Origin of the sequence: Mesorhizobium sp. M7A.F.Ca.CA.004.12.1.1 (genome assembly GCF_003997835.1) — a bacterium.
Taxonomy (GTDB): Bacteria; Pseudomonadota; Alphaproteobacteria; order Rhizobiales; family Rhizobiaceae; genus Mesorhizobium.
In genome coordinates, this window is sequence record NZ_RZRK01000041.1 from 1 (window position 1) to 15693 (window position 15693).

Below are 15693 nucleotides of genomic sequence, written 5' to 3' on the forward strand. Positions count from 1 at the left end.
CACCAGATCGAGGCCCTTGACTGGGATTTTATCCGCGGCCACACCGTCGGCATCGAGGCGCTCGTCGCCGACCTCAAGGCCACATGCTGGGAAGACATCGAGCGGCGATCGGGCCTCACGCGCTCGGCGATCGAGGAAGCCGCCCATGTCTATATGAAGGCGAAGAGGGCGATCGTCGTCTATGGCATGGGCATCACCCAGCACCGGCACGGCGCGAAAAGCGTCCAGCAGCTTGCCAATCTTTGCCTGCTCAAGGGAAATATCGGAAAGGAAGGCGCCGGCTTGTGCCCGGTGCGCGGCCATTCCAACGTCCAAGGCGACCGTACCGTCGGCATAACCGAAATTCCGACCCCTGAATTCCTCGGCCGGCTGGGACAGCGTTTTGGCTTCGAGCCCTCTGCTGAGCATGGACACAATGTCGTCACCGCGCTGGAGGCCATGGTCGAGGGAAAAGCGCGCGTCTTCATCGGCATGGGTGGCAACATCGTCGCTGCCATCCCAGACTGGCAGGTCACGCAGGAGGCGTTTCGCCGTCTCGATCTCACTGTTCACGTCTCGACCAAGCTTAACCGCAGCCACATCATCCATGGCCGCGACGCGCTCATCCTGCCCTGCCTAGGCCGCACGGAGGTTGACCTGCAGGCGGCAGGCCCGCAATCCATCACCGTCGAGGACTCTATGTCGATGGTGCACGCGTCGACCGGCATGAACGAACCTGCCTCCGAGCACCTGAAGAGCGAGCCCGCGATCGTTGCAGGCATGGCCCGCGCCACCCTCGGGATGCGCTCAGTTGTGGACTGGGAGATCTTCGTCGCCGACTACGACCTGATACGCGACGCCATCGAAGACGTCTTTCCGATTTTCGAGGGCTACAACGCTCGCATCCGCGTACCCGGCGGCTTCCACCTCCCCTCGACGGCGCGCGAGCGTATTTGGAATACGGCTACCGGCAAGGCGAACTTCATGCCGTTCGATGGGCTCGGCGAGGATAACGCATCCGATGCGGACGTTTTGTGGCTCACCAGCGTGCGCAGCCATGACCAGTACAATACCACGCTCTATTCACTCTCAGACCGCTATCGCGGCGTGTTCGGCCAACGCGACGTGCTGTTCATAAGCGTCGAGGAAATCGAGAAGCGCGGCTTCAAGCCGGGCGACCGCGTCGACCTAGTCACCGTTTCAGACGACGGCGTGGAGCGAGTGGTTCGCAATTTCAAGCTGGTCGCCCATGCATTCCCGGCCGGCGGCTGCGCGGCCTATTACCCAGAGACCAATCCGCTGGTGCCGCTTCACGCCCACGATCCAATGAGTTTCACACCCTCCTACAAGGGCATTCCGATCCGCATCGTGCGGGCGCAGGTCCAGGTTGAGGTGGCTTGACCATGGATGCCGTCATCCTTGCCCGACTCCAGTTCGCCTTCACAATGGGCTTCCACATCCTGTGGCCGACGGTCACGATCGGGCTCGCCTGCTTCGTCGCGCTACTGAGCGGCCTTTGGTGGCGCACCGGACGCGAGGTCTATCGCGATCTCATGCGCTTCTGGATTTCCATCTTCGCGCTGGCCTTCGGCATGGGCGTCATCACTGGCCTCGTGCTGAGCTACGAGATCGGCACCAACTGGGCGGGCTTCTCGCGCTCGGTCTCCAACGTCCTCGGCCCGCTCTTCATGTACGAGGCGCTGACCGCCTTCTTCCTCGAGGCCGGCTTCATCGGCATCGTGCTGTTCGGCCAGAACCGGGTCAGCAGGGGACTGCATTTCTTCGCCTGCTGCATGGTGGCGGGCGGCACGCTGACGTCGGCCACCTGGATCCTCGCCGCCAACAGTTGGATGCAGACGCCGCAGGGCGCGGTGGCCGACGCCAACGGCATTTTTCATGTCGTCGACTGGTGGCAGGTCATCTTCAATCCTTCCTTCCCCTACCGGCTCGCCCACATGGTCTGCGCCAGTTTCATTACCGGCTCCTTCGTCGTGGCCGGCGTCTCTGCCTTCCATCTTTGGCGCAGGCAGCATGTGGAGGCCAGCCGCCTCGCTTTCTCGCTGGCCATGTGGATGGCGCTGGTGCTCACCCCGACGCAGATCCTGCTGGGCGACCTGCACGGACGCAACACGCTTGCCTATCAGCCGATAAAACTCGCCGCGATGGAAGGGCTGTGGGACACCACCAAGGGACCCGCGATGACCGTGATTGCCTGGCCCAGCATGGAGGAGCAGCGCAATCTCTACGCGATCGACATCCCGCATCTTGCCAGCCTCTATCTCACCCATTCCTGGGACGGCGAGGTCGAGGGCCTGAAGGCGGTGCCGCGCGAGGACCAGCCCTATGTGCCGATCGTCTTCTTCGCCTTCCGCATCATGGTCGGCATCGGGCTGATCCTTCTCGCCACCGCCGTCACCGGCGTGGCGCTGCGCTGGAGCCATCGCCTCTACGACACACGCTGGTTCCAACTGATCACCATGGCGACGACGCCGCTCGGCTTCATCGCGGTGCTCGCCGGCTGGACGACCACCGAGGCAGGCCGCCAGCCTTGGGTCATCTATGGCCAGTTGCGCACCATCGACGCGGTTGCGCCGGTCGCGGCCGGCGCGGTGGCAACGACGCTTGCCATCTTCGTCGTTGTCTACATGGTTCTTCTGCTGGCTTTCCTCTGGTTCGCCGGACGCATCGCCATCCGCGGGCCGCGCGATACCAGCGCTAGCGATCCGCGCCTTGTCCGTCCGGGCCTCGACCGGGGCAGCCCGGCGATCGTCGGGTCGGCTCCGGCTGTCGCGCTCGCCGACAAAACCCGCCTCGCATCAGGAGAGTAAGCCATGTCCGCATTCTTCGCAGCCGATCTTCCTGTGCTGTTCGCAGCACTCGCGGCGTTCTGCGTCACCATCTACGTGCTGGCCGACGGCTTTGATCTCGGCGTCGGCATGCTGTTCCTGCTTGCGCCGCGCAACGAGGATCGCGACCTGATGATGGCCAGCATCGAACCCGTGTGGGACTCCAACGAGACTTGGTTGGTCATGGGCGGCACGCTGCTGCTTACCGCCTTTCCCGCCGGCTACTACGTTCTGCTGCCCGCCTTCTATTTGCCGGTAATGTTCATGTTGTTCGCCTTGATCTTCCGGGGCATCGCCTTCGAATTCCGTCTGCAAGCAGGCGAATTCCGCTGGATCTGGGACATCGCCTTCGCCGGTGGATCGCTGCTCGCAACGCTCTGTCAGGGGCTTATCCTCGGCAGCCTGATCAACGGGGTGACGATTGAGAACGGCATATTCGCCGGCGGCACGTTCGATTTCGTCAGCCTGCTCGGCCTTGCCTGCGGAGCCGGGCTGGTCGGCGGTTACGCGCTGCTCGGCGCCGGATGGCTGATCTGGAAGACGGATGGGCCGACGCAGGTGTTCGCCCGCGAGATCGCCCATTCTGCGTTGATCCTCACCTCCGGCATGATGCTCGCGGTCAGTGGGTGGAGCGCTTGGAGTGTTCCGGAGGTCGCCGCGCGTTGGTTCGCCTGGCCGAACATCGCTTTCCTCGCACCCGTGCCGTCGCTCACGGTCGCCGCGCTGCTGACCATCTGGCGCCGCATCTGGATCGGCCGCGAAGCCGAGGTCTTCCTGCTGGCGCTGGTCATCTTCCTGCTCGGTTTCGGCGGCCTCGTCGTCAGCTTGTGGCCCTATGTCGTGCCGCGACAAATCACCATCTGGAACGGCGCCGCCGATCCTCAGACGCTAGCTTTCGCCGGTACCGGGCTCATGATCGTCATCCCGATCGTCCTGGCCTATCAAGCCCATGCCTATTGGGTGTTCCGGGGTAAGACCCGCCATCACAGTGGCAACCGCTACGTCACGCAGGCCCTCCCCGAAAGTGAATGAAGGGGCTTCGACTGCTGGAACACACGCCCTCCCGGAATGAACTCGTTAGCTGAGCTTCGCGCACTACCGCGACCGCAAGGCCGATTCTATGTGAGCCATCAAGACTCTCGTTGTTCATTTAGCTTCGGTATGTCTCGCCACCGCCAGCATCGAACTGCTACAGGACTTCGGGTAGCAAGCCCCAAGCCCTCGGGGGCGGCGACGCCACCGAGCGGTCTGACAACCCCTGATGCGCACCTTTCGCTGGCTCTTCAAATACAAAGACCCAGGCTTAGGCCGAGGCGCAACATAACAGCCACAAGCACGCGTATTTAGCCTCGCCTTTTAGGGATTTGCGCACAATGTTCGTATCATGCAGCTGACATTATCCCTTCGAAACCATCTGTACCATCAATCAACGCCATCGTACTTGCGCATACCAGAGATAATAATCATTGGTCTAAACAATATACATGGGGAGGATTCTTATCTTGCCGCCCCGTGTGTAGGCTGTCCTTGATACCGCGATGGTAGAACCACCGAAGGGCCGCTCTCAGATGCATAGCTCCATCGTTCGTGAACCGACCAAACCAACCTTGATCCCGAAGCCGATCTTACCGGCCACCCTGGCGTTCGTGGCAGGTTTTGTGGATGCCTGCAGTTTCCTAGCTTTCCAGGGATTTTTTGTTGCGCAGGCGACGGGGAGCTTTGTTGTTGCAGGCTCTGAACTCTTGAACCCCAATGACAAGTACGGGCTAAAAGTACTCGCGATACCAGTGTTCCTCGTTTCCGGCATGCTCGCAACTTTTGTCGTACGCTTGGTCGCCCGCACTGATCGTTTAGCCCTAACGGTCATGCTAGGTGTCGAGGCGGTGCTACTAACTGTACTTGCAGCGACTTGGCTGTTCCGGGCATCGGATGGACTGAATGCGGAGGTTGCTCTGTTCGGGCTCGCGGCCATGGGTGTGCAGAGCGCCACGGCACGGTTGTTGCTGACCGGCTACGGGTCGACCAACGTAATGACAACTAACACAACCCAATTGTCCATAGACCTGGCGGATAGCATTTTGAACCGCTCCCTTTCACTGAATCTGCTGCCGACTTTCATGATCATTGCGGGTTTCTTCATCGGTGTGGCCGTGGGCGCCATCGTCTTTCAAATGATAGGGTTGGGCGGCGTTGTTATTCCTGCTGCAATCGTCTTTTTACTTGTCTTCGTCGCGAGAGACGCCACACAAGCGTCAAGACTGGCGTGAATGTGGTCATGTCTTCCAAGCACCACACCACTCCGCTTTCGCACAGGCATCGGCACATTGGTGATGGTTGCAGTCGATGCCGCGGTCATCATCTACTGGCGCCGACAAGGCCGTGGCCGTTGCATCCACAGCGAATAGGCCCGCACCGGCTCAGGTCGCAACCGCCTAGCGCAGGCCCGGAACCGGAAAAGCTAGGACGCATAGGAACCTCGCGGCTTCTGCAAAGGGCGCGCGGAACATGGCGCCGGCGCTGCCGCCCGCCTTCGGGTGCCAATATCTGCGATCGTATTCCGTCCTGAACGCAATTGCTCTCTTCAGGAGGTGGAGGATGCAGAGTCACCTGCGCGCACAGGATTCCCGGTGGCGACGCATTCCAGCTTTGACGTCCCCCCGTGGCTCACTTCGCCTTGCACGGCGAGGAACTGAGGAACCTCGGCCGCTGGCCAGATATCCTTCCGCCCGGCGATATGGAAATTGCTGCCGCGTTCTCAAAAGACGCTACTGCTCCTTCCAGGTAAATATCGCACCAGCCCAGGACATCAACGCGGTCCACGTCGGAAGCCCAGGCCTTGTCGCTCCCCCTCCCCGGCAAGAGCTCCTCCTCCGACTGGAGATCCCGTGGTTCCCCCCGCAAGACTCCGTAACGACGAGCGAGAACTCGATCGATGTCCTGGGCGCCTCTTTCGGGATACTCACCGAAGGCTTCGAGCGGATCGAAAAACCGGAATCTGTCGGTATAAGCGACATTGATCTCGCGACACCATTCATGGAAACGGCGTGGCAATCGTCGTCCGCGCGATTTCAATCATGGAACAGGTCTGGTCCCTTCAAACCCCGTGATCCGGCGAGCGACTTCGGTTACCGGGCACACGCATGGTTTCGGGATAAAGATTGCGATAGACGCCTGTCGAAACCCGCACTGTGGCGAATTGACGAGATTGGCCAGATCGACAAGCGCACCGAGAGCGGCGGGATCGACCGTTTGTCCACCTACCATCTCATCGGTGATACCGATGATCTCCGCCGGTAGAGCCTGACGGTTGCCGTAGTGCGCTGAACGTCGACGACATCGCCAGATGCGCCGATTTCCTTCTCCATGCAGGATGGCCCTAGCATTCGCATTTTCCGCGGGCGGATACCCGCTCCGGCTGGTCTACCTCCGGGATCGCCAGCCAAGGCCCGTCCAGCAGGCCCCGTGCCGCAGGCTGCTCGTCGCGCCTGCTTTCAGTCGCCGCGGGTGTCACACCTCGAAAAGGCCGTCCCCACTTTTTCGACGGCGGTTTGATACATGATAGCCAATTCCGGTTCCGGCTCGCGGTGCTTCCGAAATTTCTGCGTCCTATCGGACCGCATGAACGGAGAATGTGTGCGGCAAACCGTTCCTTCTGAAAATCAGCGGTTTCAACTGTAATACATTCCGGCTCTCACGATCTACTGAGAATGAGACGCTACCTCTGAAGTCGGAGCGACAAATGACCCACCTGGATCAGTATCGTGCAGATCGGCACCAAGCGCCCTTCGTCCGGCTAGAAGACCGCGACCTCAAGGTTGCTGCCCGCTGCATCGTGGAGGCTTGGGTCGCTAGGTTCGGGCAGGTCGCCGGACGAACGGAGAGCAGTCTCCTTCCCAACGAGTTTGGTGTGCTTGAACCGTATCTAGCCGAGGTTTTGGTGGTCGAGCACGGTGCCGATTTCGTTTTTTCGAAATGGGGCGCCGCCTTGGACATAGTTTGCGGTGGCGCGCATCTCGCAGATCGGTTGTCGGCTTTCCCCCAGCCGAGCCGCAGCCATCTCCGTCGCGTCTGCGTCCGCGCCGCAGCAACGAGGGTGCCAGCAATCAGCAGGGCGACCTGGGCACTCGATGGCGAAATCTGGCGGTGCGCCATAATGGCTTTGCCGACCCTCAGCGATGATTTTTCGGTGAAGCGGCTGCTTGTCGCACTGCTATTTGCCCCTTACCCCTTCATCGCCGATGGCAACGTTCCGGACGGCTTTGGCTGGCCAGCAGCGGTCCTGCGCGGAAGCGTTCACGTCCTGGGAAATGCCGTGCCGGTGTTGCCGGAGCAGACATCTCCGCTTCGGGGAATCGCGCTAGCGTTCAGTCGCCTTCTGAGCGGAAATGCAATACGTTGAATGAAAATCGTCGTAAGACAGTTTTGTAAGCGCTCGCAGAACTTCGCGATGGAATGAAGGTCTTTTGATGCCGGACCTTTGCCTGAGCGGGCCAAGAGGTTGCGTTACCGCCCCGAACGCGAGTGCTGAGAGGGATGCCCCCGGGAAGCGAAGTGCACTACGGCAGACGTAAACTCGACTTACACCATATACCGGCCCAGACTTCCACACTCCGGTATCGGCGTCTCGCTACCACAATCGCAATGGCTGGGAGGCCTTTTGCAGTCTCAACTCCGAGGAAAATATATCGCGCAGGCAGGGCGCGGCGAGGTCATTGCCATGCGACGGCGGGGGCCGAAAGCTTCATGCTTGGAGGCGGTTGGACTGGCGCCAGCGGCCGGGAGTGATGCCGGCAAAGCGCTTGAAGACCGTGGTGAAATGTGCCTGAGTCTGGAAGCCGACGTTGAACGCGATATCAACGAGGCTGTCATTGGTTTTGATCAGCATGTCCTTGGCCCGCTCGATTCTGCGGCGCAGGATGTATTCGTGAGGACGAAGACTGGTCGCCATCCTGAATCGCGCGGCGAAATACATCCGGCTGAGGCCTGCCGCCCGAGCGAGATCCGCCAGCGAAATGGCTTCACCGATATGCTCGTCAACGTAAGCAATCACCCGCTTCAGCCTCCATTTCTGCAGTGCGCCGTGGTTGGCCTCCTGCTGGACCTCGGACGGCGATCGCAGCCAGAGCCAGCGGGCTAGGATGGCGTGGAGGATGGCGTCTCCGTGGACCCCATCAACTCCCTCCGGCCTAACAGCCTGCTCGAACTGGGAAAGTAGCCGCTCGATGACCGGATCAAAAGGCATCCCGTGGGACGCCACAGTTCTCGTGAAACCTGCCTCATCACTAGCGCAGCCCGAGGGCTGCGCGGAGATCGAAAGCACCATATCCATGTAGGGGACGTCGATCCGGAAGGTCGAGCCCGCGGTCTCCGGCGACATACTCGATGTCCCCATCGCCGCAGCACTTGCGGATTGGCGCCGTTCAGGCTCACACACGGCGTTCGATACCAGGAGACCGATGGGAGCCATCCCTCTCGGAAAAGTTGGAAGCGACTGAATAGTCATTGGCCTATGCCCTTCATGAAACCTGTGTTTCTTGGAGGGAACGGATCGCCGTCGAAGCTTGATTGGGCGGCGGTAGCGGGACCAACAGGACCCCTGACTTCCGCGTTTCTGCTCCGACCCTATCCGATAAACCCTCGGCGAGTACGGGCTCAGAATATTCGGGCAGGCAAGGTGCTCAACTCTACGGGAGTTCACCAGTCTACATCATGTATTCGAGCTCCCCCTACCTAGATATAATCCTTATGTCTATCCGTATGGACCATGCTGTCTCAAGGCTTGCCCGATCTTTCCGATCTGGAATGATCGGCGCGCCATTTCAATCGTGCTCCGGTTGGCTTGCACTCGGGCCGTCGTCTCTTGCTCCCTGCATTTCGAGCCCGCTAACGGTTTCTTCCTCGATCTCGGTGCTAACGCCACCGTCTTCGCATCGGCGAATAGCTTTTGGACCGGTTTGGCAACCGGGATGATGTCGGCGTCAGCGAACAGGCACGTTGTTCGAAATCCATGCTTAAGGAAGTTGATGCTGCGTGTTCAACAGGTCATAGGCGGCGGAGTCATTCTGTCTTGATGTTCCCAAACCAGCTTCGAGTTGCCCCCTCACAAGCATCGTTCAGGCAGAAAAGACCGTGCCCATCGGAAATACTGTAGCCGGGAAGATGCTACCCTGTGAATTCCAACGTGATTGTCGTTGGGGCAACCGTTTAACACGAGAGGAAATTTCTTATGAACATCAAAGCTATCTGTCTCGCTGCAACATTCAGTCTTTCGATTTTTGGTGGCCATGCTCTGGCCGGGGCATTGGATGAGCCGGACACGATGATGCCGTTCTTCACCGACTCCAGCATGAAAACCATGAAGCCCCGGGTTGATTTTGAGCGCGTCTTTTTTTCCATGCCGGCCGAAAAGCAGGCACAGATGAAGGGTGAGTGCGCGGGTGAGGTAATGCAGCCATTCACCGCGTTCTGCGCGACCGTGAACACACTCGGCGGCCACAACTAGGACGCGCGTAATGCATGTCGCCTAAAAATTGACCTCGGTTATCAGAGGACGACATGCAAATAGAAAAAAGAACCTAAAGTGCGTCGCATAAATCCGCTTCAACGCAACGCGCTTTAGGTCGCCGGATCACGCCCTTCAACGCTATCGAAGAAGGGACCCTCCTATCGGACCTCCGTTGATCAGGACTGGCGGATCCACTGGCGTTGACGCCGGAGCGGCCCGATGACGACGCACTGGATCGTCCCCGCCATGGCAACGGCGGTTGGCATCCCTGCCTCTTCGGACGTGAAGAGCCAGCACGGCCGGAGCGGGCCGGCAGCCTCGGGCTGGGGATCTTCAAGAGCAGCCATTTCATTGGCAACCCGACTCAGCGCACGCGACAAAAGCTCCAGTTTCAAGTAGCCGGGCTAGTCACCGCGAGAAAGATTTTTGCCCCCATGCTGAACGTCGGCGATACGGTCTACCGGCTCGAACCCCAGATGAGCATCTCGATCAAGTTTGCACCGCAGCTAGTTCAGCCGCCCCAACGTCCTGAGTAAGCCCACGCAATTCGGCCGGAGGCGCAAGGCAGAAAGTTCGAAAAGCTTCCAAGAACCCCAGTCGATGGCCAATTGTAGAACCGTTGACGTCCGCGTTGAGACCGGCAGCGGACCGACGGCTTTATTGTCAGTCACTAGCCTACCCCTGCATTACGACCCAGCACAGTGCTACTTGAACCGGTGGCAAGCATCGGCTTTTCGCTAAGAAACGCGCTCCGGCAGGAATTGTCACGCTCCAGCGAGGACGCCAAGCCTGTCCAGAGCAGGTGCAAGTCCTTTCAACGACACGGGCAGGACCACCTCCTTCTGATCTGCGCTTCTGACCTTTATCTTGAGCACCGAACCGGCCCGCAAAGCTGCGACTGTTTCTTCCCCGAGGCTGAGCGGCACGATGCAGCCGGCCGGCAGGCAGGTGGAGAGGCGCAGCGCCGCCAGCGGCTGGCTGTCGTCAATCTGCAGTGTGGCACCGGCGTCGAGCAGGAGGCCAAACGGAAGAACGAGATTGCCGGCGAGCGTGCCGTCGCTGTTTCGCCTAAGCTCGACAGCCATCACCCGCTGCCCGTTCTGCTGCGTTTGTTGCTGGGAGACAGCGCACGCTATTTGTGGTGCCCCGCTTTGACAGGTTAGGTTCCAGTCCTGGTAGCTCTCCTGGAGCGAAGTAGCACCGCCTGGAAGGCCTGTCTTCTCTTGAGCAAATGCCGAAATCGCAAAGCCCATGATGAGCAGCGCGGTGGCCACCAGGAGGAGGCTTCTACCCCAGCTCTTACGGGTCATATCTTCATCCATTCCTGTCCAGCCCGGCGCACTCGAATCAGGGCTCATTGTCTTTGTCAGCCGTCAACCTGCTGACTACCACTTGACGCTGAGGCCGAGCTTCGCGCCGATGGAGCGGCTGTCGCCGAATTCCTTCAGGCTCGACTTTGCGAAGGCTTCCCCGAAGACCGTGTAGCGATCGTCGGCCCAGGAGAGCGATCCGCCGAGACCGACACCGCCCCACAGCGGCTGGTCGTGCTCGTGAAGCGCGGTGCCGGAGACATCCACGTCATTGCCGTCGAGGAAGTCGTAATAGAGATTGGCAATGCCGTAGAAATGCGAGCGGCTGACCTTGCCCTGGGCGCCGGTCCAGGCGTCCTCATAGTCGAGCGACAGGCCGGCACGGCCGATCAGCGCCTCACTGCGGCTCAGCGACACCGCTGCGTCGAACGGATCGGTGAAGCTGTCGAAGCGGACCGAAGAATAGGAGAGCTGAGCCTGCGGCGTCAGCGTCCATTTGGCCCCGAGCGCGAACTTCTGGCCGGCTTCGATGCTCACAGCATAGCCGAAGCCATTATTGCCCTTCGCGAGCTCGCTGCCCAGGGTGGTGGACTTCAGGTCGCTGTCATACCACGTTACCTGGGCCTGGCCGTCGGTGTAGAAGCCGTTGTCGCCATACCAGGTCAGCGTGCCGGCGAAGCCATAGCCTTTGGCGTCGATCGAGCCGACGCCATAGATCGACGAGATGTCGGAGGAAGCCGTGCCATAGTGGAAAGAGACACCGCCGAGCAGGATGCCGGTGGCATCTTCGTAGAGGAGACCATCGACCCCCGTCTCCAGTTTCCATGTCGTCACGTCGTAGTCCGACACGGTCGTGGCGCTCTCGGGACTTTGCCGCGTGTGGGCGCCCTCGATGCGAGCCCAGATCGCGTTCTGCGACGGAACGGACCCGATCTCGTCGGCGCCTTGAGCAGCGCCCACCCAAGACCGGTTGCCGAGGCGCTGCTGCAGGGTGTCCAGTTCGTTGAGACTCTGCAGGACGCCCGCATAGGCCTCATAGATCGGTACGGCCGGCGAATAGAGTGGGTTCGGCGATCCATTGATCAGCGCCGAACGCAGATACCAGTCACCGTCCGCCGGCGTACTGACACCGTTCTTGTAGAGCCGGTAGGCATAGGCGCCGCTGACCACGGCCTGGTCGCCCTGGAAGACATAGTCGCCAGCCAGCGAGAAGGTGCCGGCCGAGGTTCCGTCGATATCGACGATCTTGACGCCCTCGATGGTCTGCGCCCCCGCTCCGCCGACATTACCTACCGCAAAAATGCCGGTGCCGGAGGTGCTACCATGGATGACGACCTTGTCGGTGGTCGAGGCATCGCCATCGAGCGCGGCATTGAGGAAGATGGTTCCGCCATTGCCGGTGTAATCGCCATTGATCGTCAGCGTCGTGCCGGGCGCGGTGCCCAGCCGCACCGAGCCTGCGTTGCCGAGCGAAGCCACGGTTTGGTTAAAGCCGGCGAGGTCGAGCGTTGCACCTGAGGCAACCGTGTATGCCGACGCGGCGCCAAGCGCGTCGACGGTACCGGCCGCCAAGGTGCCCTGCTGCACGCCAGTTGCACCGGCGAAAGCGGAGTCGCCTGAGGCCAGCACAAGGGTTCCATCGCTGGCTTTGGTGAATGCACCCGACCCGGTCAGCGCGCCGTTCAGCGTCAAGGTCGTGGCGGCGGCGGTCGAGACGGTGCCGGAGCTCATCACATTCAGCGCACGAGAGGTAGCAAAACTGTTGGTCGCGCTGAGCGTGCCGCCGTCGAGGCTGAGCCCGCCGGCGGCGTCGCCAAGATTGGCATCGGCAGCAACCTGCAGCGTGCCGCCATTGATCGCCGTGCCGCCGGTGTAGGTGTTGGTGCCGGTCAGCACCAGCGTGCCGCGGTCGGATTTGACAAGCTGCGCGTCGCCCGAAAGAACGGAGGCGATCGTGGCCGTCATGCCGGCGCCCGCCGCAGTACCGTCGCCGACGACGATGCTGCTGGATGGTCCGGTGAGCTCGACGGCATTGCCCTGGACACTATAGCCATCGGTCATGAACTGCATGCCAGAGGCAGTTACGTGGCCCAAGCCTTCATCCACCATCACCGTGCCGGCCTGGCCGGCAAAGATGGCGAAGGAAGCGTCGGCGTAAGGGGCATTGATGGTGCCCGTCTCATTGGCCCAGTTGTCATTGCCGGCCGAAGCCTGCCAGACGCCGTCGCCGCCATTGATCACGCCGTTGTTCTTGGGGCCGGCAGCGCCATCCCAGTAGTTGAAGGTCAGGCCTTCGGTGTTGACGAGGTTCACTTGGTGATCGATCGATGTCTGGATCGAATAACCCGTCGACGGGATCGTGCCCACGGCGAGGCCGTTGTTGGTGAGAGTGCCGTCATAGCTGAAGACACGGTAGACGCCTGGCCCGAAGGTTCCGCCTGCGCTCGTGGTGACGTTGAGCGTGCCGTCGAGGACGAGGCTGCCGCCCACTGTCGTCAGGTCATTGAGCGCCCCACCGACGACGTTCGCCTCGCCGAAGGAATAGTTGAGGATCGAGCCGCTGGAGAGATTGAGATTCCCAGCGATCGCCAGCGTGCCTGGGGTGTCGTCGGCCGAGCCGGGTGACAGGGTCGCCCCGTCGGCGACCGTGATATCGCCGCCGATCGCGCCCTTGCCGCCGATGGTCGCGCCGCTCGCAACCGAGACCGCGCCCGTCGCACCACCGTTGTCGCCATCGACATAGAGGCCGCCGGCCGTGACCATGGTCGACCCGGCATAGCTGTTGGAGCCGGTCAGGGTGAGTGCTCCGGCGCCCGTCTTGTTAAAACCGCCAGCGCCGGTGAGCGGGCCCGAAAGGATGAGATCCGCATCGGTCTGGAAAGTGCCGACACCCGAATTGAGAGTGACGTCACGCGCCGAGGTGAAGGCCGCGGTGGTCTGCAGCGTTGCGCCATCGTCCAGGCTCAAGCCGCCAGAGGTATCGCCCAGATTGGCATCCGCCGAAACCTGCAGCGTGCCGCCCTTGATGGCCGTGCCGCCGGTGTAGCTGTTGGTGCCGGTAAGCACCAGCGTTCCAAGATCCGTCTTCACCAGTTGAGTCGCACCTGTGAGGTTCGATGCGATGGTTCCGCTGAAGCCTGCCCCGACCAGCGTGCCGTCGCCGACCCGGATGGTCGACTGCGGCCCGAGCAATTCGATGTCCTGTCCCTGGACCACATACCCGCCGGTCGCGAACTGCATGCCCACGGCCTGCACCTGGCCATTGGTGTTGTCGACGCTGACCATACCGGCTGCGCCGGCAAAGATGGCAAAGCTGCCATTGGTGAAGGCCGCGTTCAGGTTGCCATCCGAACCGGTCCAGTTGTCGTCTCCAGCGGCCCGCCAGGTTCCGTTTCCTCCGTTGACAACGTCATTGCTTTTTGGACCGGCGTCGCCATCCCAGAAATTGAGGGTCTGGCCGCTGATGTCGACGAGGTTGACCTGGCCCGCGACCGACGTCTGCACCACGTGGTTGGCCGATGTTGTGTCCAGCCCGTTGTCGGCAAGCGCGCCGTCATAGCTGATGACGCGATAGATGCCCGGCCCGAAATTGCCGCCCGGGGCTTCCGTGACATTGATGGTGCCATCGAGCGTCAGATTGCCATGCACGACGGTCAGATCGTTGTAAGCGCCGCCGACCACGCCCGCCTGGCCGAACGAATAGTCGAGGTTCGACCCGGAGGCCAGATCAAGACTGCCATTGATCGTGAGCGTGCCGGGCGTGGCGCCAAGGCCGCCAGGAGCCAGTCTGCCTGCCACGTCAACAAGGACGTCACCGCCGACAACGCCCGTGCCGCCAAGCGTACCCGCGGCGACGATGGTCTGTCCGCTCGCGGCAGTCTGGTCTCCATTGATGTAGAGCCCACCGCCACCGTTGATGATGGTGAAGCCGGAATAGCTATTCTCGGCCGTGAGCACGGTGGTCCCCGTTCCGGCCTGGGTAACGCTGCCGCTGCCGGAGATCGTGCCGTCGAATGTATAAAGGTTGGAGCGATTGAAGCTGAGCGTGCCGTCGTCGACCACATCGCCGAGAACCGCACCCGTCGTGCCGCCAGTGCCCAAAGCCAGGACGCCGCCCGCAATGGTCGTGCCGCCGGTGTAGGTGTTGTCGGCACCGAGGAACAGCGCTCCCGTGCCGGTTTTTGTCAGCCCGCCCGCGCCGTCGATGGTTCCATTCCATGCAAGCGTATTGTCAATCTCGAATGTGCCGCCGCCCGCTTCAAGGGTCGCGTTGCGTCCGGAAGTCACGTTGGACAGGCTGCTCACGTGCAGCGTGCCACCATCGAAAGTGACCTTGCCCGCCGCACTGCCAAGATTGGCGTCGGCCGTGATCAGGACCGTGCCCCCTTTGATGAACGTGCCTCCCTGATAGGTGTTGGTGCCTGCCAGGATGAGTGTGCCGTCGCCTTGTTTGGTCAACGCGCCAACACCCGCGATGGTGCCGCCGAGCGCCAGGTTGGTCGCGCCGTCGATATCGAAAGTGCCGCCGCCGGCGTTGAGCGTCACGAAGCGCCCGGAAGCGATACCGGCGGTAGTGTGCAGCGTGCCGCCGTCAAGCGAAAGAACGCCGGGGAAGCCGCCGAGATTGCTGTCGGAGGAGATCTGCACGGTGCCGCCATTGATCGCGGTGCCGCCGGTATAGGTGTTGGTGCCTGCCAAAACCAGCGTGCCGGCGTCGGTTTTGACCAGTTGCCCGGCCCCCGTGAGGTTCGAGGCGATGGTTGCCGTATAGCCCGCGCTCGCCGCCGAGCCGTCGCCAACGCGGATGATCGACTGCAGCCCAATAAGCCCTACGTCCGCGCCCTGCACCCGGTAGCCGCCGATCGCGAATTGCATGCCGGCAGCCAAAACCGGGCCATTCGTGCCGTCCACCGTCACCGTCCCAGCCGTACCCTGGAAGATGGCGAAGCTGCCATTGGCAAAGGGAGCGGCGAAAAGTCCGGTCGAATCCGTCCAGTTCTGGTCGCCGGCAGCACGCCAGGTGCCGTTGCCGCCATTGACGGCACCGTTGGAA

Annotated in this window: 10 protein-coding genes; 7 read left to right on the plus strand and 3 right to left on the minus strand. The window is 61.5% G+C overall.

Annotation, left to right across the window (positions count from 1 at the left end):
* From EN984_RS03915 to EN984_RS03935, 5 genes are all read left to right on the plus strand, one after another.
* Nucleotides 1–1380, plus strand: a 1380-nt coding sequence (locus EN984_RS03915; protein ID WP_164765373.1) for a molybdopterin dinucleotide binding domain-containing protein, incomplete at its 5' end; no start/stop codon positions are given.
* 2 nt (nucleotides 1381–1382) lie between these two features.
* Nucleotides 1383–2807 carry a cytochrome ubiquinol oxidase subunit I gene (locus tag EN984_RS03920; protein WP_127270663.1) on the plus strand — a complete coding sequence of 475 codons (1425 nt, stop codon included), beginning with the start codon at nucleotides 1383–1385 and terminating at the stop codon, nucleotides 2805–2807.
* Nucleotides 2808–2810: 3 nt separating this feature from the next.
* Complete coding sequence (gene cydB, locus EN984_RS03925; protein ID WP_127269965.1) at nucleotides 2811–3857, plus strand: cytochrome d ubiquinol oxidase subunit II; 1047 nt, start codon at nucleotides 2811–2813, stop codon at nucleotides 3855–3857.
* A gap of 506 nt (nucleotides 3858–4363) precedes the next feature.
* Nucleotides 4364–5092: a YoaK family protein gene (locus EN984_RS03930; RefSeq protein WP_127269963.1), complete on the plus strand. Its 729-nt coding sequence runs from the start codon at nucleotides 4364–4366 to the stop codon at nucleotides 5090–5092.
* Between the two features lie 1472 nt (nucleotides 5093–6564).
* Nucleotides 6565–7224: a hypothetical protein gene (locus EN984_RS03935; RefSeq protein ID WP_127270661.1), complete on the plus strand. Its 660-nt coding sequence runs from the start codon at nucleotides 6565–6567 to the stop codon at nucleotides 7222–7224.
* A 342-nt stretch (nucleotides 7225–7566) separates the two neighbouring features.
* Here the strand turns inward: EN984_RS03935 and EN984_RS03940 are convergent, their stop codons facing one another.
* On the minus strand, nucleotides 7567–8202 hold the full coding sequence (locus tag EN984_RS03940; RefSeq protein ID WP_245480025.1) for an AraC family transcriptional regulator: 636 nt from the start codon (nucleotides 8200–8202) through the stop codon (nucleotides 7567–7569).
* 849 nt (nucleotides 8203–9051) lie between these two features.
* Here EN984_RS03940 and EN984_RS03945 point away from each other — a divergent pair.
* Together EN984_RS03945 and EN984_RS03950 are read left to right on the plus strand one after the other, a co-directional pair.
* Nucleotides 9052–9327 carry a hypothetical protein gene (locus EN984_RS03945; protein ID WP_127270657.1) on the plus strand — a complete coding sequence of 92 codons (276 nt, stop codon included), beginning with the start codon at nucleotides 9052–9054 and terminating at the stop codon, nucleotides 9325–9327.
* Between the two features lie 203 nt (nucleotides 9328–9530).
* The gene (locus tag EN984_RS03950) at nucleotides 9531–9866 is read left to right on the plus strand and encodes a hypothetical protein (protein WP_127383637.1); all 336 of its coding nucleotides are present in this window, start codon (nucleotides 9531–9533) and stop codon (nucleotides 9864–9866) included.
* A gap of 228 nt (nucleotides 9867–10094) precedes the next feature.
* Here the strand turns inward: EN984_RS03950 and EN984_RS03955 are convergent, their stop codons facing one another.
* Together EN984_RS03955 and EN984_RS03960 are read right to left on the minus strand one after the other, a co-directional pair.
* Nucleotides 10095–10652 (minus strand): invasion associated locus B family protein, encoded by a 558-nt coding sequence (locus EN984_RS03955; protein ID WP_245480026.1) that lies wholly within the window; start codon nucleotides 10650–10652, stop codon nucleotides 10095–10097.
* 63 nt (nucleotides 10653–10715) lie between these two features.
* On the minus strand, nucleotides 10716–15693 hold a 4978-nt coding region (locus tag EN984_RS03960), incomplete at its 5' end, for an autotransporter outer membrane beta-barrel domain-containing protein (protein ID WP_127383638.1).

What these genes read in the sequence shown, in the direction of transcription:
- EN984_RS03920 (WP_127270663.1), top strand. Translation starts at nt 1,383, where the DNA reads ATGGATGCCGTCATCCTTGCCCGACTCCAGTTCGCCTTCACAATGGGC.
- cydB (WP_127269965.1), top strand. Translation starts at nt 2,811, where the DNA reads ATGTCCGCATTCTTCGCAGCCGATCTTCCTGTGCTGTTCGCAGCACTC.
- EN984_RS03930 (WP_127269963.1), top strand. Translation starts at nt 4,364, where the DNA reads ATGGTAGAACCACCGAAGGGCCGCTCTCAGATGCATAGCTCCATCGTT.
- EN984_RS03935 (WP_127270661.1), top strand. Translation starts at nt 6,565, where the DNA reads ATGACCCACCTGGATCAGTATCGTGCAGATCGGCACCAAGCGCCCTTC.
- EN984_RS03940 (WP_245480025.1), bottom strand. Translation starts at nt 8,202, where the DNA reads ATGTCGCCGGAGACCGCGGGCTCGACCTTCCGGATCGACGTCCCCTAC.
- EN984_RS03945 (WP_127270657.1), top strand. Translation starts at nt 9,052, where the DNA reads ATGAACATCAAAGCTATCTGTCTCGCTGCAACATTCAGTCTTTCGATT.
- EN984_RS03955 (WP_245480026.1), bottom strand. Translation starts at nt 10,652, where the DNA reads ATGGATGAAGATATGACCCGTAAGAGCTGGGGTAGAAGCCTCCTCCTG.